17 protein-coding genes are annotated in these 19,244 nt (G+C 68.0%); 12 read left to right on the top strand and 5 right to left on the bottom strand.

What is annotated here, in order from left to right:
* Positions 1 to 253 precede the first annotated feature (253 nt).
* The 3 genes from H7F38_RS03375 to H7F38_RS03365 all read left to right on the top strand — a co-directional run bounded on the left by H7F38_RS03375 (position 254) and on the right by H7F38_RS03365 (position 7,025).
* A complete protein-coding gene (locus H7F38_RS03375) occupies positions 254 to 2,827 on the top strand; it encodes an alpha-L-rhamnosidase C-terminal domain-containing protein (protein ID WP_187094452.1) in 2,574 nt (857 codons plus the stop codon).
* A gap of 236 nt (positions 2,828 to 3,063) precedes the next feature.
* Positions 3,064 to 6,375 carry a lectin gene (locus H7F38_RS03370; protein WP_187092858.1) on the top strand — a complete coding sequence of 1,104 codons (3,312 nt, stop codon included), beginning with the start codon at positions 3,064 to 3,066 and terminating at the stop codon, positions 6,373 to 6,375.
* A gap of 194 nt (positions 6,376 to 6,569) precedes the next feature.
* Positions 6,570 to 7,025, top strand: a complete 456-nt coding sequence (locus H7F38_RS03365) for a VOC family protein (RefSeq protein WP_187092857.1) — start codon at positions 6,570 to 6,572, stop codon at positions 7,023 to 7,025.
* A gap of 85 nt (positions 7,026 to 7,110) precedes the next feature.
* Here the strand turns inward: H7F38_RS03365 and H7F38_RS03360 are convergent, their stop codons facing one another.
* Positions 7,111 to 7,557, bottom strand: a complete 447-nt coding sequence (locus H7F38_RS03360; RefSeq protein WP_187092856.1) for a MarR family winged helix-turn-helix transcriptional regulator — start codon at positions 7,555 to 7,557, stop codon at positions 7,111 to 7,113.
* Positions 7,558 to 7,689: 132 nt separating this feature from the next.
* Between H7F38_RS03360 and H7F38_RS03355 the strand changes: the two genes are divergently transcribed.
* The 4 genes from H7F38_RS03355 to H7F38_RS03340 all read left to right on the top strand — a co-directional run bounded on the left by H7F38_RS03355 (position 7,690) and on the right by H7F38_RS03340 (position 11,603).
* Positions 7,690 to 8,652, top strand: coding sequence for a ring-cleaving dioxygenase (locus tag H7F38_RS03355; RefSeq protein ID WP_187092855.1), 963 nt, complete (start codon positions 7,690 to 7,692; stop codon positions 8,650 to 8,652).
* Positions 8,649 to 9,320, top strand: coding sequence for an alpha/beta hydrolase (locus H7F38_RS03350; protein WP_187092854.1), 672 nt, complete (start codon positions 8,649 to 8,651; stop codon positions 9,318 to 9,320). Before H7F38_RS03355 ends, H7F38_RS03350 begins: the two co-directional genes overlap by 4 nt.
* A 110-nt stretch (positions 9,321 to 9,430) precedes the next feature.
* The gene (locus tag H7F38_RS03345) at positions 9,431 to 10,462 is read left to right on the top strand and encodes a Gfo/Idh/MocA family protein (RefSeq protein WP_255498389.1); all 1,032 of its coding nucleotides are present in this window, start codon (positions 9,431 to 9,433) and stop codon (positions 10,460 to 10,462) included.
* Between the two features lie 196 nt (positions 10,463 to 10,658).
* Complete coding sequence (locus tag H7F38_RS03340) at positions 10,659 to 11,603, top strand: type IV toxin-antitoxin system AbiEi family antitoxin domain-containing protein (RefSeq protein WP_187092852.1); 945 nt, start codon at positions 10,659 to 10,661, stop codon at positions 11,601 to 11,603.
* Between the two features lie 14 nt (positions 11,604 to 11,617).
* Here H7F38_RS03340 and H7F38_RS03335 read toward each other — a convergent pair whose 3' ends face one another.
* Both H7F38_RS03335 and H7F38_RS03330 read right to left on the bottom strand, forming a co-directional pair.
* Complete coding sequence (locus tag H7F38_RS03335; protein WP_187092851.1) at positions 11,618 to 13,189, bottom strand: aromatic amino acid lyase; 1,572 nt, start codon at positions 13,187 to 13,189, stop codon at positions 11,618 to 11,620.
* Complete coding sequence (locus tag H7F38_RS03330) at positions 13,186 to 14,202, bottom strand: ornithine cyclodeaminase family protein (protein WP_187092850.1); 1,017 nt, start codon at positions 14,200 to 14,202, stop codon at positions 13,186 to 13,188. Before H7F38_RS03330 ends, H7F38_RS03335 begins: the two co-directional genes overlap by 4 nt.
* Before the next feature lie 164 nt (positions 14,203 to 14,366).
* Between H7F38_RS03330 and H7F38_RS03325 the strand changes: the two genes are divergently transcribed.
* The 4 genes from H7F38_RS03325 to H7F38_RS25420 all read left to right on the top strand — a co-directional run bounded on the left by H7F38_RS03325 (position 14,367) and on the right by H7F38_RS25420 (position 17,314).
* A complete protein-coding gene (locus H7F38_RS03325; RefSeq protein ID WP_187092849.1) occupies positions 14,367 to 14,702 on the top strand; it encodes a hypothetical protein in 336 nt (111 codons plus the stop codon).
* A gap of 78 nt (positions 14,703 to 14,780) precedes the next feature.
* Complete coding sequence (locus tag H7F38_RS03320; RefSeq protein ID WP_187092848.1) at positions 14,781 to 15,392, top strand: GDSL-type esterase/lipase family protein; 612 nt, start codon at positions 14,781 to 14,783, stop codon at positions 15,390 to 15,392.
* Between the two features lie 197 nt (positions 15,393 to 15,589).
* Positions 15,590 to 16,426 carry a formate/nitrite transporter family protein gene (locus H7F38_RS03315; RefSeq protein ID WP_187092847.1) on the top strand — a complete coding sequence of 279 codons (837 nt, stop codon included), beginning with the start codon at positions 15,590 to 15,592 and terminating at the stop codon, positions 16,424 to 16,426.
* Between the two features lie 36 nt (positions 16,427 to 16,462).
* A complete protein-coding gene (locus H7F38_RS25420; RefSeq protein ID WP_222618411.1) occupies positions 16,463 to 17,314 on the top strand; it encodes an ANTAR domain-containing protein in 852 nt (283 codons plus the stop codon).
* On the opposite strand, the gene H7F38_RS03305 is transcribed toward H7F38_RS25420, so the two are convergent.
* Entirely contained in the window at positions 17,297 to 18,010 is a 714-nt protein-coding gene (locus tag H7F38_RS03305; RefSeq protein WP_187092846.1) for a TetR/AcrR family transcriptional regulator, read from the bottom strand. The two genes, H7F38_RS25420 and H7F38_RS03305, sit on opposite strands and share 18 nt — an antisense overlap.
* A 221-nt stretch (positions 18,011 to 18,231) precedes the next feature.
* The gene (locus tag H7F38_RS03300; protein ID WP_187092845.1) at positions 18,232 to 18,696 is read right to left on the bottom strand and encodes a hypothetical protein; all 465 of its coding nucleotides are present in this window, start codon (positions 18,694 to 18,696) and stop codon (positions 18,232 to 18,234) included.
* A gap of 390 nt (positions 18,697 to 19,086) precedes the next feature.
* Between H7F38_RS03300 and H7F38_RS03295 the strand changes: the two genes are divergently transcribed.
* Positions 19,087 to 19,242 (top strand): hypothetical protein, encoded by a 156-nt coding sequence (locus H7F38_RS03295; RefSeq protein ID WP_187092844.1) that lies wholly within the window; start codon positions 19,087 to 19,089, stop codon positions 19,240 to 19,242.
* Positions 19,243 to 19,244: the final 2 nt, after the last annotated feature.

The raw sequence follows: 19,244 nt of genomic DNA, 5'->3' as shown, positions 1-19,244 counted from the left end.
CCCCTTCGAGGGGGTATCGCCCCGGCGAAAGGACCGAAACGCGGGGGACGGTCAACGGAAGCCGATCACTTTCGCTTCTGGGCAGGCTCATTGATTTCTCTTGACGAATGCACAGCCGGGTGTTTAGGGTCGGCAAATAGCTTGAAAGCTTTCACTCCAACGAAGGAGTTCCGGGGACATGACTGGTGCGACGCGTTCGATCCGCAAGCAGGCGCACGGGCGGTTTGCGTTGGTGCGTCGACGTCGGGGCAGGATGGCCGGAGCGGTGCTTCTGGTAGCCGCGTGCAGGGTGTCCCTCCCAGGTGTGTCGGTGGCCCTGCCGGGTGTCGCAATCCGGCCCGGACCGACCCACCCTTCGCCGTCGTGGGCCAAGTACGTGGTCGCTCCGAACAGTCGTGACGTCCGGCCGGTGGGGGTACTGACCAGCACGCCGAACGGCGCGAACTCGAACGTCACCGACCCGCAGGGTGTTCTCGGGCAGGGCGTCGCAACGCTCAGCAGGACCGCGCCACCGGCAAAACCGTTATGGCCCAGTAGTACCACCGCCGTGGCCTCGTCCTTTCACGCACCGAACACCGACAACGGACAGCCGAGGACCTACGCGGCGTCCAACGCTGTCGATGCCGATCCGACCACGTTCTGGAACGACGACACCATCGCTGCCTATCCGGATGTCCTGACCATCACCTCCCCGTCACCCGTCCTGCTGCCCGGTATCACGCTGCTCTCCAGCATCGACGGCGTTCCGCAGGACTACACCGTCGACACCTGGAACGGAGCCGGCTGGGTCACCGCAGCGACCGTCACCAGGAACACGGACGTGCAACACGCCATCGCCTTCGCCTCGCCGGTCACGACGACGAGCATCCGCGTGACCGTGACGAAGGACCAGTCGACCGGCAAGGGTGAGTTCACCCGCGTCAACGAGATCTATCCCGGAATCGTGGCCGCCGACGTGCCACCCAGCATCACCGTGGATTTCGGCAAGGTGGTGGTCGGATATCCCCGGATCACCTTCGCGGGCGCTTCTCCAGGTCATCCCGGAATTCGGTTGGCGTTCTCCGAAACCCAGCAGTACCTGACTGATACCTCCGATTTCACCCGGTCCGACAACGGCGATGCCATCACCCCGGGAACGGATCAGATCGCCGTACCCACCGGTTCCTCCAGCTGGACCGACAGCCATGGTTGCGTCGATGGCAACAAGGTCTGCGCGGACGGCCTGCACGGGTTCCGCTACCTGAAGATCAGTCTCGACGCGCTGGCCGCGGACGCCCCGGACACGCAGGCCTACGGCACCGTCAGGATCAGCGGTGTCTCCCTGGACTTCACTGCCTATCTCGGGACGCCGGCCTCCTACAAGGGCTGGTTCGAGTCCTCGGACACGGCGCTCAACCGGTACTGGTACGACGCTTCCTACACGAACGAACTGATCACCGACACCTTCCGGAGCACCGATGTCGATCCGCGCGGTGCCGACAATCCCGGCCTCGAAGGGAAGCTCGTCCTGCAGGACGGGGCGAAGCGGGACCGGGATCCGTACGTCGGTGACATCGCTGTATCCGGACGGACGGACTACCTCACCCACGCCGTCCCGGCTGCGGCGAAGAACGTGCTGGCCGACCTGGCCGACCATCAACGCGCCGACGGCTGGATCCCGCCGGCCTCGATCAACAACTACACGTTGCCGCTGTTCGACTATCCGCTGTGGTGGGTCACCAGCAGCTGGGACTACGTCCTCTACAGCGGCGACACCGCCTACGGCGCGGCGTACTACGCGAACCTGCAGAGGGTTCTCGACATCTGGTACCCGTCGGTCACGGACACCAACGGCCTGTTGTCCAAGGGGCTCAACGGAACTGGCGGCTACGGTGACTATGCTTTCCTGCCGCGCACCGGTGAGGTGACGTACTACAACGCGCTGTACGTGCTGGCCCTGCAGGATGCGGGCGCGATGGCCACGTCGCTCGGACACCCCGCCGACGCCGCGGCCTGGTCCAGCCGTGCGAAGACCGTGTCGGCAGCGATCAACGCCCACCTCTGGGACCCGACCGTCAACGCCTACCTCGACTCGGCGACCGGCGACGTCCGACATGCCCAGGACGGCAACGGTATCGCCATCCTCGCGGGTGTGGCAGGGCCACAGAAGGCGACGGCGGCACTGGGCTACCTCCAGGCGGCGACCGCCACCCCCTACGGGAACTCCTTCATGGACAACGACACCCTGGTCTCCGACGGCCTCAGCCGGGTGTACGCCTTCACGTCCTATCCGGAGATCCAGGCCCGATTCCTCAATGGCCAGGCCAATTCTGCCATCGCCGAGATCAAGCGGCTCTACGGCTGGATGTCCACCAACGACCCGGGTATCACCGATTGGGAGGGGGTCGGCGCCGGTGGCTCCATGTACGAGGGTCCGTACACCTCGGCGGCCCACGGCTGGTCGACCGGCGTGCTGCCGGCCCTGACGAACGACCTGCTGGGCGCCACCCCCACGGGTCCCGGCTTCAGCACCTGGACGGTCGCGCCGCATCCGGGCACCGTTTCCTGGGCAAAGGGGCAGCTGCCGACCCCGCACGGCCCGCTGATCGTCAGCTGGACGGTCGGGTCGGGTCGGCACGCCTTCGATCTTGCCGTCGACGTACCGCGCGGGACCGCGGGCAAGGTCTCGATTCCGATTGTTGCGACGGATCAGGTGCGGGTAGACGGACGTCTGGTCTGGGACGGGCGGCACCCACACGTGGACGTCACCCTCGAGGGCGGCTACCTCACGGTGGCCGGTGTGGGCCCAGGCCACCACACAGTGAACGTCTCCCACGGCGGCCACTGACCCTTGCGCGGCGACCCCGGTATGAGATTGGTTTGTCCAGAGAAATAATGATGTAACGGACAAATGGTGTGTCAATCGTATACAATGGTCCATTTGAGCTCCAATCGGCCTAGCTCTGGTCTTTACATCGGCAAAATAAGAGCGCATGCTCCGTGAACTGTTCAAGACAGCGCTGTCGTCCGGTCCGGTCCCAAGTCGGGGTGAACCGAGATGAGCTCGCTCCCGAAAGGATTTCCATGGCGCCACGTCGACTGCGACTCGTCCTCGCAGTCACTGCTTCTCTCCTCCTCACCACCGTCGCGCTGCCGCTCTCCGATGCCGGCGCGGCGGCGCCCGCGTTCGTCGCGAATCCGGTCTCGTTCGTCGATCCGATCATCGGTACTTCAGGTGCGGTCGACGACTTTCCTGGTGCGGACGTCCCGTTCGGCATGGTGCAGTGGAGTCCGGACACACCGAGCCGGCCATCGGGAGGCGGCTACGAGTACAACGACAACGCTGTGACCGGCTTCAGTCTCACCCACGTCTCGGGTCCGGGGTGTGCGGCCTCCGGCGACATCCCCATCCTGCCGACCACCGGTGCGGTCGGAGCCGACCCCGGTGCGGCGACGCTCCCGTTGGACCACGCCGCGGAACGGGCGAGCGCGGGCGACTATCAGCTTGCTGCCGGCGGCATCACCACCGAGCTCGCCGCGACCCCGCGTACCGGGGCGGCCAGATTCACATTTCCACGGACCACCGAGTCGAACCTGATCCTGAAGCTCTCCGACAGTGCGGCCGGATCTTCGGCGACCCGATTCCAGGTGATCGGCCCGGAGGAGATCACCGGCGCGGTGACGAGTGGAAACTTCTGCGGTGCCAACGATTCCTACACGGTCTACTTCGACATGACCTTCGACCAGCCGGTCACCGGCTTCGGGACCTATCAGAACCAGAGTGTCCAGGCCGGCAACAAGCAGTCGCAGATCACCAGGAACATCGCCCCGAAGGTGAAGCGGACCGACACCCTGCAGCCCAGGTCCTCCAACGGCCGTCAGCGCCCACGCCCCGATGTCACGGGGAAGACGCCCGCGACGGCCGGTGCGACGAGCCCCCTGGCTCTGGCTCCCCCGGTGGTCGGGAGTGATGGCGCCTACGTCACTTTCGACACGAGCACCACTGCGGCCGTGCAGGCCAACGTCGGGATCTCCTACGTCAGCACAGCCAACGCGAAGCGCAACCGCACCACCGAGAACCCGACCTTCGCCCTCGACTCCGTCAGGGCCGCGGCCACCGCGGACTGGAATGCGATGCTCGCCAGGATCCAGATCGGCGGTGGCGACCCGACCGCCCACAAGACGTTCTACACAGCCATGTATCACGCCCTGCTGCACCCGAACATCTTCAGCGACGTCAACGGGCAGTACATGGGCTTCGACAACCAGGTGCACAAGGCGGCCACCGGCCACGTCGAGTACGCCAACTACTCGGGATGGGACATCTACCGCAGCCAGGTCCAGCTGGCCGCCATGGTCGCGCCGCAGGAGACCAGTGACTCGGTCCGGTCGATGCTGAACCAGTACGACCAGACCGGGCTGCTCCCGAAGTGGGCACTGAACAACGGTGAGTCCTACGTGATGGTGGGTGATCCCGCCGATGCCATCATCGCCGACGCCTACGCCTTCGGTGCCACCGACTTCAACACCACCAAGGCGCTGGCGGCGATGGAATCGGAAGCCAATGCCCCGAACGACGTGCGTCCCGGTCTGTCGTACTACCTGGCCAACGGCTATCTGCCGCTCGACGGGAGCTACGGCTGCTGCAACTTCTACGGTTCGGTCTCCACCCAGCAGGAATACAACACGGCCGACCACGCCATCTCCTCCTTCGCCGGTGCGCTCGGCCAGAGCGCCGTCGCTGCAACGTATGCGGAGCGGGCCAACAACTGGCAGAACGTCTTCAACCCGGCGACCAACTACATGGAGCCGAAACTGGCGTCAGGAGCCTTCGGGTCCGGCTTCTCGCCGACCTCCTCCCAGGGCTTCGTCGAGGGGTCCAGCGCGCAGTACACGCCGATGGAGCCGTTCGACCTGAAAGGCCTGATCGCCGCCGCCGGAGGGAACGTCGCGTGGATCACCAAGCTCGATGCACTGACAGCGAAGATCAAGAATCCGACCTCGGCGAATGCCGACTTCGGCAACGAGCCCAGCATCGAGATCCCCTGGGAGTACGACTATGCCGGTGCTCCATGGAAGACACAGGAGACGGTGCGCTCCATCCAGCAGCAGATCTTCTCGAACACCCCGGCCGGTATCGCGGGCAACGACGACCTCGGCACGATGAGCGCCTGGTACGTCTGGTCCGCTCTCGGGTTCTACCCGGAAACGCCAGGTACCCCCGACCTCGCACTGGGGAGTCCGGTGTTCGCCAGGGCAGCCATCCACCTGCCGTCCGGGAAGACCCTGATGGTCAACGCGCCGAAAGCGGCCGTCGGCGCGCCCTACGTGCAGAGCGTGACGAGCAATGGAGCGAGTTGGACGCGCGCCTACCTCCAGCCGGGTCTGATCACCACCGGCGGCGTGGTGACGGTGAATCTCGGCACCACGGCGAACAATTCGTTTGCCGCGGCGGCGGCGGACGCACCGCCGTCGGACACCCGTGGACTGAGGTCCGCCCTCGGGTTCACCGGTCAGAGCGTGGTGGTCACTTCTCCGGGAGTGGCGGCCACGGTGCAGGTGGGTGCGCGTGATCTGTCCGGCAGGCAGCAGGTGGTGACCTGGTCGGCGGTGTCCAACGGATCGGGGACCACTGGCGGCCCGTCGTCCGGTTCGTTGATCCTGGGGAAGAACGGGCAGCGCACGCAGGCCGTCACGGTGGCGGCGCCGACTGCGGAAGGCCGCTACTACCAGAGGTTCTCGCTGCGCGATGGCATGGGGAACGCGCTTCCCGATGTGGTCGTCGAGGTCGACGTGGCCAAGCCGGGTTCGCTGTGGCCGTTCTACGACGTCGCCGGTGTGGCGAACGACGGCCGGTCCACCTCGGCCAGCTTCGACGGCGAGGGATGGTCGTACTCGGCCCAGGCCCTGGCCGCCGTCGGTGTCTCGCCGGGTGCGCCGGTCACCTCGGGCGGGCTGAGCTACACCTGGCCGGACGTCACGCCGGGCGGCCTGGACAACATCGAGGCCGGTGGTCAGGTGATCCCGCTGTCCGGCACGGAGGGTGCGACCCAGATCGGCATCCTCGGCAGCTCGACCAACGGAAACCCCGGCTCGGAAGGCGATTTCGTGGTGACCTTCACCGACGGGTCCACTCAGACAGTGAACCTGGGCTTCAGCGACTGGACCCTCAACGGGGGCAGCGCCCCCGGGCCGGCCGACGGCAACCTGATCGCTGCGACGACGCCTTACCGGGACATCAGCAACGGTGGCCGGGACAACGTCAAGGCCTACCTCTTCACGGCGAAGGCACCGTTGACGGCCGGAAGGACTGTCGCGAGCATCACCCTCCCGACCAGCGTCACGGCGGGTCCCCTGCACGTTTTCGCCTTCGCGATGGGTACTCCCACCGGTTGAAACCGGGATCTGTCATCCGGCCGAAGCCCACATGTCGAGGGGTGGGCCTCGGCCGGATGACGTTTTCCGCTCGATCCGGCTCCGGCTGTTCGCGGCTCTTCCCGCCGCATCACCCGTCGCTCCCGACCGGCTTGAGGAGCGATTGCCGGGACCTGCCTGGTCGTCGGTGACACAGGTCCTGCGAGCATCGACCCATGACAGATTCCCCTCCACCGCTGGTGACGACACCATCGCCGGCGCCCAGCATCAGGCAGGTCGTGCTGGATTGCCCGGATGCCCGGGCACTGGCGGAGTTCTACCGTCAGCTGTTCGGCCTGCGGTACCGCCAGGGCGACGAACCGCCGGCTGCCGGCGAGCCGGATCCGCGGGGGCGGGACTGGCTCGTACTGCGTGATCCCGGCGGCTCGATGGGCGTTGCCTTCCAACAGGTCCCGGACCTACCGGCGCTGACCTGGCCGACCGGGTCGCGACCGCAGATGCTGCATCTCGATACCACCGTTCCGACCGCGGCGGACCTGACCCTCCAGGTCGGGCGGGCCATCGAGCTGGGTGCGAGACAGCTGTACGACCGTTCCGACGACCCGGAGGAACCGCTCTTCGTGCTGGCCGACCCGGCCGGTCATCCGTTCTGTCTCTTCGTAGCGGTCTGACGCGCGATGCCCGCCGGCGATTGCCGGAACCGGGCGGCTGACCTGATCCGACCTGCCCGTCATATCGCTTCGACCGGCCGGCCTTTCACTCCGCGTCGCGCAGCCGGAGCATGGTGGCGCTGAGGGCCCGGGCATCATCGACCCCGATCACGGCCAGCAGGTGCGCGCGCAGGGCCTCGGCGGTCGCCGCCTCGACCTGCTCGGCGACGTCGACGCCGTGCGTCGTCAACTCCAGGTTGATGACCCGGCGGTCGGTGTCGTGCCGGACCCGCTGCACGAGGCCCATCGCGATCAGCCGATCGGCGAGCTTGGTGAAGCCTCCGCTGGTCAAGGCGGTCTCGGAGGCGATCTTGGACATCGGCAACCGGTGCCCGGGGGTGCGGCCCAGTCGCAGGACGACTTCGGCCGGGGCCGCGGCCAGCCCGAACCGCTGCTCCACGGGGCGGACGACATCGGTGTGCGTCCGGTGGAAGCCCTCGATGACGTGGCCCCACCAACTCACCAGATCCCGGTCGTCCGGAGCAGCCAACATCCGCCCACCTCTTTCCCGGGAATCCTACGTCCGATGTACGTGACCGGAAGTATCTTGCTGGGAAGATAAATGGCGTCTTCGTGGTTACAGTAGATGCACACGCATGAATCAGTTCCTATCGAGGAGGACCGCATGACCAACATCGCTCCACAGGGTCTGCATCACGTCACCGCCATCGCCTCAGCGCCTCAGCAGAACGTCGACTTCTACAGCACCGTTCTGGGTCTGCGTCTGATCAAGCGCACCGTCAACTTCGACGCGCCCGATTCCTGGCACCTGTACTACGGCGACGAGAAAGGCACCCCGTCGAGCATCCTGACGTTCTTCCCGTGGCCGGATGTTCCGCGGGGCCGTCAGGGGGCCGGGATGACCTCCGCCACCGCGTTCAGCGTCCCCGGCACCTCGCTGAGCTGGTGGTACGACCGGCTGAAGTCGCTGCAGGTCGACGTCGACGCGCCGGTCACCCGTGAGGCCGAGGAGGTCCTGACCCTCCGGGACCCGGACGGCATGGTGCTCGATCTGGTCGCCACCGACGGAGACCACCGCTCCGGCTGGGACGGGGTGGCCAGCATCCCGGCCCAGCACGCGGTCCGCGGACTGCACTCGGTGACGATGAACGAGGCTGTGCTGGACCCGACCGCCTCGATGCTGACCGAGCTGCTCGGTATGGGAGCTGCCGGCGAAAGTGCAGGTCGCTCTCGCTTCCAGATGGCGAACGGCGCCGCCGGCGCTCTCGTCGACCTGACGGGTGGGGCCCGCGAGCGGGGCTACCAGGCCGGCGGCACCGTGCATCACGTCGCGTTCCGGGCCCCGGACCTGGCCACCATGACGACCTGGCAGCAGCAGCTCGTCGGGGCCGGCATCAGCGTCACCGAGATCCTGGACCGCCAGTACTTCAAGTCCATCTACTTCCGCGAGCCGGGTGGGGTGCTGTTCGAGATCGCCACCGATTCGCCGGGCTTCGACATCGACGAGCCACTGCTCGAACTGGGCCGATCGCTCAAACTGCCGCCGTGGCTCGAGCCGAACCGCGAGCAGATCGCGCGCTCGCTACCACCGATAACGCTGCCCGACCTGGCCGGCAGTCGAGCATGACCGATACGACCTGGCCGCACGTCTGGCGGGACGGTGCGGGTGGACCCCCGCTGCTGATGCTGCACGGCACCGGGGGCGATGAGCACGACCTGCTGCCGTTGGCCGATCGGCTGTCGCCGCACTCGCCGGTGCTGTCGCCACGGGGGCGGGTGCTGGAGGGGTCGATGCTCCGGTTCTTCCGGCGGCGCGCCGAGGGCGTCTTCGACGAGCAGGATCTTGCGGCTCGCGCCGAAGAGCTTGCCGATTTCGTGCTGGCCGTCGGGCACGATCACGGGATCGAACCCGGAAGCTCTGTCGCCGTTGGCTTCTCCAATGGAGCCAACATCGCTTCGGCGATGCTGATGCGTCGACCGGAGGTGCTGTCCGGTGCACTGCTGCTGGCCGCGATGGTGCCCTTCGCCGCACCGCCGCACGGTGTCGACCTGAGCGGGAAGTGGATCGCCATCGCGAACGGGCTGCGCGACCCGATGGCCACCGCCGCCCAGACCAGCACCCTCGTCGGTCAGCTCCGGGCGATGAAGGCCGACGTCCGGGTGCTCGGGCACGCCGGCGGCCACACCATCGACGGGGCGCAGCTACCGGAGTTCGCCCAGATCATCGCAGCCGGTGGTGTCGGCACTGCCGGTGGTGTCGGTACCGCCGGCGTGGTTCCCGGGTCCGGCAGCTGAGCAGACGTCCTGCACAGTGGCGGCAATAGCCGCCACGTGCAGGACGTCCGCGCGTGGTGTTCCGGGCGTGGTGTGATGGGTCCCGAGCGAAGGAGGGCCACCACGTGGCGATGAATCGGGGTCTACCGGCGACATTTTCTGCCGATCTGGAGCACCCTCTGCGGTGGGGAGTGATCGGGACCGGCAGCATTGCGCACACGGTGATGTCCGATCTGCTGCTGGTGCCGGACGCGGAGATGGTGGCGGTCTGCTCGCGGTCGGCGGACCGCGGAGCTGCCTTCGCCGGTGGGCTCGACCTTCCGCGAGGTGCCCGGCGACCGACCGTTGCCGTCTTCGAACGGCTGGCCGACATGCTCCCCGAGATCGACGTGCTCTACGTGGCGACACCGCATGGGGTGCACCACGAAGCGGTCATTCCGGCCTTGGAGTCCGGGACTGCGGTGCTGGCCGAGAAGGCGCTGACCGTCCACTACCGGCAGGCGCAGACCATGGTCGACGCCGCCCGGTCGAACGGCGCCTTCCTGATGGAGGCGATCTGGACCCGCTTCAACCCTCTGCACGTCCGGCTCCGGGAGCTGGTGGCCCAGGGAGTGCTGGGCGAGATCCGCAGTGTGAGCGATGACTTCAGTTTCCGTTTCCCGTACGACCCGGGTCACCGGCTCTACGACCCGGCACTGGGCGGCGGCGGACTTCTCGACCTCGGGCCCTATCCGGTGTCCTTCATCCAATCACTGCTGGGTGATCCGGATTCGGTCGACGTGGCCGGCAGCCTGGCCGCCAACCGGGTGGACGACAGCGCCACCCTGATGTTCCGGTACGCCGATGGCATCACCGGGGTCGGGACCTGCTCGATGCGCGCCGAAGGGCCCAACACCGCGTGTGTCGTGGGGACCCTGGGCCGGGTCGAGATCGAGGCCAACGCGCTGCGGCCCACGAGGATGACGCTCTACCGCGACGACCTGGAGCCGGAGGAGCTGACCACTTCGATCGAGGGCTCGGGATACGTCCCCCAACTACGTGAGGTGCAGTCCAGGGTGCGCGCCGGCGACATCGAGAGCCCGGTGATGCCGCACCGGGATTCGCTGTCGATCATGCGCATCCTGACCGGTGCGCTGTCCGCTCTCGGAGTTCATCACCCCTGAGATCGCCCCTGCCGCGCCAGCCGGACCGGGGTGGATGGTCGGGATGTACCCGGGCGGGCCCTGGGGTGGCGGCCGCTCGCCAAATCGACATGACCGCAGTAGTTCGGTGCCCGAGTACGGGCACCGAACTACTGCGGTGATCGCCAATTGTGGACAGCGCCGCGGCCACCGGGTCGAAAACCTGCATATTGCTCCCATGCGCGCCCGACAACCAGTTCCCGATGCCGTGGTGAGGCTGGCCGCGCAGCAGTCAGGGGTGCTGTCACGCGAGCAGGCGTTCGGTCTTGGTCTGCAGCGCAAGGCTCTACTGCGTCTGCTGGCCGACGGTCAGTGGGGGACCGTGGAGCCGGGGATCTATCTCACTCCGAACACGTCGCCCTCGTGGCTTGCGCACGTGTGGGCCGGGATCCTCGTCGGGGGGCCTGGATCCAGGGCCGCGGACCTGACGGCGGCCTGCCTGCACGGGCTGGTGGACGAGCAACGATTGCCGGTCGAGATCCTGGTGCCCAACGGTACGAAGCGTGCCGAACGCGCTTGGGTCTCCTTCCGGCAGGAACGTGAACTCGTGCGAACGCCGTCCGGCCGGGCCGAGCCACCGCGGACCCGTATCGAGGACACCGTGCTCGATCTGTGCGCCGGCGGATCGGCAGCCGCGTGCATCGATTGGGTGACCACTGCGGTGCAGCGGCGGCTGACCAGCCCCGACGCACTCCTGTCGGCGATGCGTCGACGGACCCGACTACCGCACCGCCGGCTGCTCCAGGCTCTGCTCCCGGATGTGGCCGCCGGAGTGCACAGCACCCTGGAGTACCACTACCTGCGAGATGTAGAGCGCGCACACAGCCTGGCCACCGGTACCAGGCAGCGTCGGCGACCGGGCCGAGGCGGCTATCTTGATGTCGTCTACGAGGAGTTCGCGCTGGTGGTGGAGCTCGACGGTCGGCTCGGCCATGCCGGCTCGCTCGACACCTTCCGGGACCGGCAGCGGGACAACAGTCATACGTCCGTGGGGCTGCGGACGCTGAGGTTCGGTTGGCAGGAAGTGACGCGCGACCCCTGCGGCGTCGCGACCGAGGTCGCCGAAGTTCTGGTCGGCCTGGGGTGGGGTGGGTTTCCCGCCCGGTGTCCGCGCTGCCGCTGAGCGGACGATCCCGTTCAGGGGCGGGGTCGGTCACCGAGCAGCAACCGGAGGGCCTCGATGTCCCGTCCGAACGGCCGGTCACGATGGATCGGCGGAACGACCGTCGCCACCGAGTCAAGGATCGCTCTCAGCGCGGGGCCGGTGCTGCGACCGCCGAGAACCGTTGCGTGGTAGGCGGTCAGCAGCTCGCAGGCCATGACCTCGAGGGCCCCGTCCAGTGCGGTCCGGGCGTTGGCGGCTGCCTCCCAGCTGAAGGTCTGCACGTCCTCCTGGCCGAAGGAGGTCTCCATCGAGCCCACGATCGAGGGCGCGGCCGCACGGCGCAGCTGGTGAACCGCCGCCGCCGCACGCTTGTGCACCGCGACCAGGCCGGTGTCCGGGCCGGAGCGGGAAGCCAGCTGGGGCGGCAATCCGGTGACGGCGGTATCCAGCAGACGATGGGTGCGGGCGGCGGAGACCTCCGCGGCATGGACCAGCGCGACGCTGACGGCATCCAGATGGGCGGCGAGGTCCAGTCCGTGAAATCCCGCCGTGGCGTGAAAATCGCCGTCGACGAAGGCCGGGGAGTCCGTCACCCCCACCAGAGCCCGCTCGACCGCGGCCGACAGCGCGCTGACGGATCGTTGCAGATGGGCGAGCACGGGCCCGGCGACGCGAAAGGACACGGGCGCCTGCAGCGAGCGTGACGAGGCGTCCGAATCGGCCAGCAGTACCTGCAGCGCCGCGAGTACCGCCGTCAGCTCCGGATCGCCACGGGCCAGGCTCGGGAGGTAGACGTCCTGCGGCGCCGACGCGGCGACGATTCCGATGGCCAGCACCGCCTGCCACCACTGGATCAGCCGTCGCGTCCGGTCGGCGATCAGGATCGCCTGTGCCGTGGTGCCGGGGACCCCCTGCAGCAGAGCGACCCCCTCCTTGGGGCCCAGCTCCATCGCGGTCAGCCCCTGCTCGACAAGCACGTCGGCGGCCTCGCGCACCGACGGGTCCGTCCCCGGTCCCGTCCCGGTCAGCCCCGAACCCGCCCCGGTCAGCCCCGAACGCGCCCCGGTCAGCCCCGAACCCGCCCCGGTCAGCCCCGGTCCCGCCTCGGTCAACACCGAACCCGCCCCGGTCAGCGGGCCGAACGCGTGCGCGAGCGGGATGATCTCCCCGGCGCTGCCGGAGCCCGAAGTGGGGACGGCCGGCACCACACCGGCGTCGAGGAACCGGGTGAGCAGCAAGAGCAACTCCGGGGACACCCCGGCGTCACCGGTCAGAAAATTCCGCAGCCGCACGGCGAACAGCGCCCGCACCTCCTCGGCAGGCAGCCACGGCGGGCCCCCGACCGCCCGGGCGAGCAGCAGGTTGTTCTGGTGCTGCGACTGCTCGACCTCGGTCAGTCCGACCTTGCTCTGCGCGCCCATACCCGTCGTGACGCCGTAGACCGCCCGGCCGTCCAGCGCCGCCAGAACCTCGGCCCGCCGATCACCCACGACCCCGAGCAGTGCGGCGCCGAGTTCGATTCGCGCGCCTCGTGCCACGGCCAGGATGGCGGCAGCGTCCAGGTCGGCCGCGCCGGAGATCAGCACCGTGTTCACCGTGCTCACCGGTAGTGCAACATGGTGCCGACGTTCGCGGCCTCGGCGCGGCTCAGGATCATGTGGGCGACTGCGACGTCCAGGATCGACAACCCACGGTGCCACAGCAGGATCCGCTCCTGCGGGCCCTCGCGGCCCGGCCTGAGTCCGGCGACGATCTCGCCGAACTGGGCGTGCAGGGTCGACTCGGACAGGCGGCCGGAGTCGACGTGGGCCCGCAGCGCACCGAAACGCCCCGCCTGCGCCTCCCGCCAGTCGTCCACCACCACCTTGTCCATCACGTCGAGCAGATCCAGCTCGACGGCGCTGATCGTCCCGTAGGGCACCACGAACGCTCCCGGCTTGACGATCCCGGTGTGCAGCAACGGTTCCGGATGGATCAGCCGGGACGCCTCGATCAGGATGTCCGCATCGTCGAAGGCCTCGTCTGCGGTGTCCACCACCCGGATCGGAGTGGAGGTCACCGAACGCAACCGCTCCGCGAACGCCGCCCTGGACTCCGGTCGCCTGCTGGTCACCCTGATCTCGTCGAGCTCGAACAGCTCGTCGAGCATCGTCACGTTCGAGAACGCCGTACCGCGGGCCCCGACGTGACCGAGGACCCGGGAGTCGCTGCGGGCCAGGTACTTCGCGCCGACCGCAGTCATGGCTCCGGTCCGGGCCTCGGTGATCAGCGTCGCGTCCATGATCGCCAGCGGCACCCCGTTGGTCGGGTCGTAGAGGGTGATCAGACCGAGCTCGCTCGGCAGCCCCTGCAGGTGATTGGGGACGAAGTCGCCGACCACCTTGATTCCGCTGATCCCGCGCTCGCCCAGGGTCGACACGTGGCCGCGCAGGACGTTGAAGTGTCCGGCGCCGCCGTTGTCCGGCACCAGGTGGACGCGCGGCTCGAAGACCGTGTGGCCGCGGCCGTGCTCGGCGACGACGTGCTCGACCGCCTCGATGATCGACGCACGGGTGATCTGCAGCGAGTCGACGTCGCCTCCGGAGAGAAACCTGAGCCAGAGTGCACGTTCCGCCATGTCCACGACCCTACTTCCGGCCCGTCGGGGTGGACGGCAAGGTCCCCGGACCCTGCCGCCCGCATCCAGAGAGGGCTATGGTGGATCGAAAATCCGCCGCACCTGAAAGGCGACAGGACGATCCTGCGCCCAGGAGTGGTTCTTCCATCAGAACGGTGGATTCCATGGCAGAAGTTCACGAGGAAGCGGTCGCCGGCACCGGCGGCGCACGAGGCAACGGCCCCACCGGCGAGGTGACCACCGCCAGCTCCTGGCCGGCCGGTTGGCCGAGGTTGTATCCCGAGCGGGCCGCCGACGTCTACCGTGCTCGTGGGTCTGCGAAGGTGAGCCGGCGGGTCAATTTCGTCGGCGGCAGCGCCGATGGGCTCTGGGATCTGGTCGAGGAGACCGCGCCGGGCCGGCTCCCGTTCGACGTCGAGACCATGGGCTCGGTCTACCGACTCTTCGAGGCCACCGGGGGTGACCCCCGGTATCACTGGCACAGATTCGAGGAGAACTGATCTGCCGTCGACCCAGGACGGTGCAGGGACGAACGGTTCCGGGAACGAAAGTGCCGCCGGAACGTTTGATCAGTCGACATGAAAATTCAGTTCGCCGTTCTCGGCGACTCCATCGCGTACGGCCAGGGTGCGACCCGGGCCCAGGACACTGTCGGCCCGCGGTTGGTCGCCGATCTGGCCTCCGCCGGGATCGCCGCCGAGCTGCGCGTCTTCGCGGTGCCGCGCTCACGTAGCGATGCGTTGGCCGGTCAGGTCCGGCAGGCGATCGCCTGGGGTACGAAGCTGGCCCTCATCGTCATCGGCGCCAACGATCTCACCCACTTCGTCCCGACGGCGCAGGCGGCCGGCCAGTTGGGGGACGCCGTGCGCACGCTGCGGGCAGCTGGAACCCAGGTGGTGGTGATGCCGGCACCCGACCTCAGCGTCGTGCCCTGGGTCCCGCCCCAGCTGCAGGCCATGGTGAAGAACGGCAGCGAGTTGCTGCGAAGTGCCCAGGTGCTCGCGGCCCAGGGGCAGGGGGCCAGGGTGGCCGACGTCGACGGTGGCGCGGCCGCCGCTTTCGCGAGCGACACGAACATGTTCAGCGCCGACCGGTTCCATCCGTCCAGCGCCGGCTACGCGCTGATCGCCGAGGTTCTCGCGCCGGCCGTTCGCGCGGCGGCGCAGGCCGCAGTCGCACAGCTCGGATAGACCTGTCCGATGGACGGACCCCCGGGGGGCACGGATCCGGGGAGCGCGCTACCGGTGCAAAGGCATCGTTTCGCCGTGCTGAAGGTTTCAAACCGGATGCGGATGGCAAATATCTGGGCGCGCAGACCCGATCAGTACTGACCGCTGATCGGGTGTGCGGCCCAGAGTCGTTGTCGCCGTTCGCCCGGAGGAAGCCGATGTCCTACCACACGCCGCAGGAAACCGCAGAGGCCGGAGTCGCGTCCGGTATCACCAAGGCCGGTCTCGGGCCAGGAAAGGCCTTGGTGGGTGGGTTCCTCGCCGGTGCGTACATCGCGTTCGGGGGACTGCTGGCCGTCATCGTCTCGGCCGGATTGAAGGCTGACCAGTGGGGCGGCCTGATCACCCTGGTCACCGGGCTCACGTTCAGTCTTGGCCTGATCCTGGTGGTGGTGGGCGGCGCCGAGCTGCTGACCGGCAACATGGCGCTGGTCCCGTTGGCCGTGTTCGCCGGCAAGGTCTCGGTGGGCAGGATGTTGATGAACTGGCTGTGGGTGACGATCGGCAACTTCGCCGGATCGGTGTTCGTGGCCTACTTCTTCGCGTTCAAGTCGGGGGTGCTCGCGAAGGTCGGTTCCGCGACGGCCACCGAGGGCTACGCCAGGCTCGGCGTGCTGGCGATGGGCAAGGCCGTCAGCGAGACCCACCTCGAGCAGTTCATCAGGGCCGTCGGCTGCAACTGGCTGGTCTGCCTGGGCGTCTGGCTGGCGCTGGCCGCCACCGACGTGGCCGGCAAGATCCTGGCGATCGTCTTCCCGATCACCGCCTTCGTCGCCCTGGGTTTCGACCACGTGGTAGCCAACATGTTCTTCCTGCCGGCGGCCATGTTCCTGCACACCGGCGGCGTCACCGGGGTGAACATGATCGAGAACCTGATCTTCGCGTTCCTCGGGAACGCAGTGGGAGCCGGGCTCTTCGTCGCCGGAGCCTACTGGTACCTCTACGTTCGCAAAGCCCCGGTACCGCAGGCCGAGGACGGCTCGCACGTCCTCTGACGTCCCCGCCCGGTAGCCGACCGGAGCGCGTGCCGGGTGTTTGCACAGTTTTGCAGTCTTGCGCACGTCTTACACCCCAAGGTTGAATGGCGGTGCTCCCTCGAGACAAGTGGGGAGTCGGTTCCTGGCTTCCGGGAGACACGATGTGACGCACCAGCCCGATGTAGAACTGTTGTTGCAGTCCCTGCCCGATCCCTGCCTCTCCTAACCCCGGATCTGACGGTACGGGCTGCGAACGACCTGTTCCTGGAGGCGACCGGGGTATCCCGGGAGGACCTTCTCGACCACCAGCTCTTCGACGAGGTCTTTCCCGACCCTGCGCCCGGGCACGACACGGACGGGCGCACCCGCCTCCGAGCGTTTGTCGCCGGCGTCATCTCCACGCAACGTTCCGACGTGGCCCGGGTCCACCGCTACGACGTGGCGACCGGATCGGGATCGAAGCTGCAGAGACGGTTCTGGAGCATCACCACCTCACCGATGAAGTCTGCGGACGGCAGCGTCGAGCACCTGTCGATGACGGTGAAGGACGTGACCGGGGCGCGCGGTCTGCTGGCTGCCACGTTCGGTGGGCTGGCAGCGACCCTGGACGGCGCTGCCCCGTTCACCGATGAGCGGTTGGAGACCTTCATCCGATACCTGGCCGATGTCGATGACGACGGTCGGGGTACCGCCGAGATCATCGGCCAGGCCGAGGAACTGGCCGCCGTGGTGCACGCCAGGACGGTGATCGAACAGGCCAAGGGCGTCCTGATGGCCAAGGCAAGGGTGACCGCAGACGAGGCCTACCTGATGCTCAGGCGGGAGTCGCAGCACACCAATGTCAAACTGCGCGAGGTGGCAGCACGACACGTCGCGCTGCACAACGCTTCAGCCGGTGTCGCCTGAGATCTGGGCCGGACCGGTTCCCACGAGACCCTCGAGAAACCAGCCCAGGTTCGTCCGCAGGGCGGCCACCGGATCGGCCTGATTCAGCAACCGCCCCATCCGCGCGAGCCTGAGGGAGGGCGTCGCCACTTCCGGGACCGCGCCCTGGGGGGCCCTGCGGCGGCTGGACTGCGCCGCCGATGTCAGGAAACCGCCGGCCCGCATGACGATGAAGCCGATCAGGATCCCGATGAGACCGCGGTAGGCGTCGACCTGCTGGCCCACGGGGAGACCGGACTCCTCCAGCAGGGCCAGTACCGTCTCCACGAAGGCCGCCGAGGCCGCGCCCGTGTCGGCATCTGCCGGCGGTACCTGTTGCTCGGCATGGGGTTCGCAGGCGATCACCTCGAACAGCAGAGGATTCTCCACGCCGGCCAGATAGGTGTGGACCAGCAACTCGACCAGACGGCCGGACCACGGGAGATCCGGATCCGGCGAAGGAACCCGGGACAGCGACCAGTCGGCCATCAGCACCAGGAGCGTGGCCTTCGTAGGGATGTAGTGGTAGAGCGACATCGCCTCCACGCCGAGATCACCTGCGATCCGGCGCATGGTGACCGCGGTCAGACCCTCCTCACGGGCGAGATCCACTGCACGGCTGACGATCAGAGCCTTGGACAGCGTTCCCCGATGGCCGGACCCCGAGGTCGTGGGCATCAGTGCCGCCGGGCGGGGTGGTGATCGCCCCGGCTTCCTTCTCGCATGCTTCGCCCAGTACCCGTTCCGGGGCATTTGCTAACCTGGCGCCGGGTCGACGGGCAGCGTCCCGGTCGTGCCCCCGTGCCCGGTTCCGCCTGCTGCCGCGGCCCGGAATCACCTGTCCTGACGAGGATTCCGCGCGATGACACCTTGGACCGGGTCGAGCCGGACAGCTCGAATCACGCCTGACGGTCTCGTTCCAGCCGCTGGATCCGAAGGTCCTGGGCCTGGATCAACTCGGCCTGCTGTCCCTGGTGCACCATGGCTGCCGCGTAGCGCGCGACGATCTTGATCAGCGCCACCGCGGATGCGGTGGGTTCCTCCCCGCTGTACCAGCGGCAGGTCAGCGCCGCGACGTAGTCAAGGCCGCCGGTCCAGCCGTCGGGCTCGGCAGGAAGGCTGCTCGTGTGGACGGTCACGGACATGGCGGCCGGATGACCGTCACGCCCCCCGGATGCGCGGGGTGCGGGGATACCGTCGGTCGCCGGCGGATTGTCCTGCCAACGCGCCAGCCGGTCTCCGAGGTAGACCTCCACCGAGGCCTCGTCGCACAACAGCGGGATCATCAGGTCGGCCGCACCGGTGAAGACCACCTTCGGATCGGGACTCGACCGGAGTCGGTAGAGCGCTGCGTGCAGGAGCACGACATCAGCGCGGCCGGGCAACCATTGTCGCGGGCCCCCGGCGGACGACCCGGGGATCGAATCGGGCCGCGAAGCCGCGGGCGAAGACTGTTTCGACACCGATGCGGCTCCAGGGAAAAGTGACGGTCAGGCCTCACCACCCCGGCTGCGGGTACGTCGCGATGGTGGGGGGCGTCTTTTCCGAACCCTGGCCGAAGGATAGCCCGCTCAGGAGGTCGGCCGGTGCGCGCCCCGCCTTGGTGACGGCACAGCGGATCTGGGTGACAGCCCCTGCGCGTGGTGTGACAGCATGACGACACTGAGGATGTCTTCGAGGGCCGGGAGAACCCGGACACCGTTCTTGGCGTGTGCCGATCGGTGTCCCGTCAGGGCTGCCCCGGAAGGACGCGCATGTCCGAGCCCGCCCTGCCCGTGGGTTCCGGCCCGCCCCTGGCCTTCGCGCTGCAGGAACTGGCCGAGCTGCTGCTGGCCACCGATTCGTTCCAGGACCTGATGCAACGGATCGCCGAGCTGTCCGTTCGCAGCGTGCACGGCGTCCTGACCTGAGG

It is taken from the genome of Nakamurella sp. PAMC28650 (assembly GCF_014303395.1).
Classification (GTDB): Bacteria; Actinomycetota; Actinomycetes; order Mycobacteriales; family Nakamurellaceae; genus Nakamurella.
This window is presented reverse-complemented; position numbering and strand designations above follow the sequence as displayed.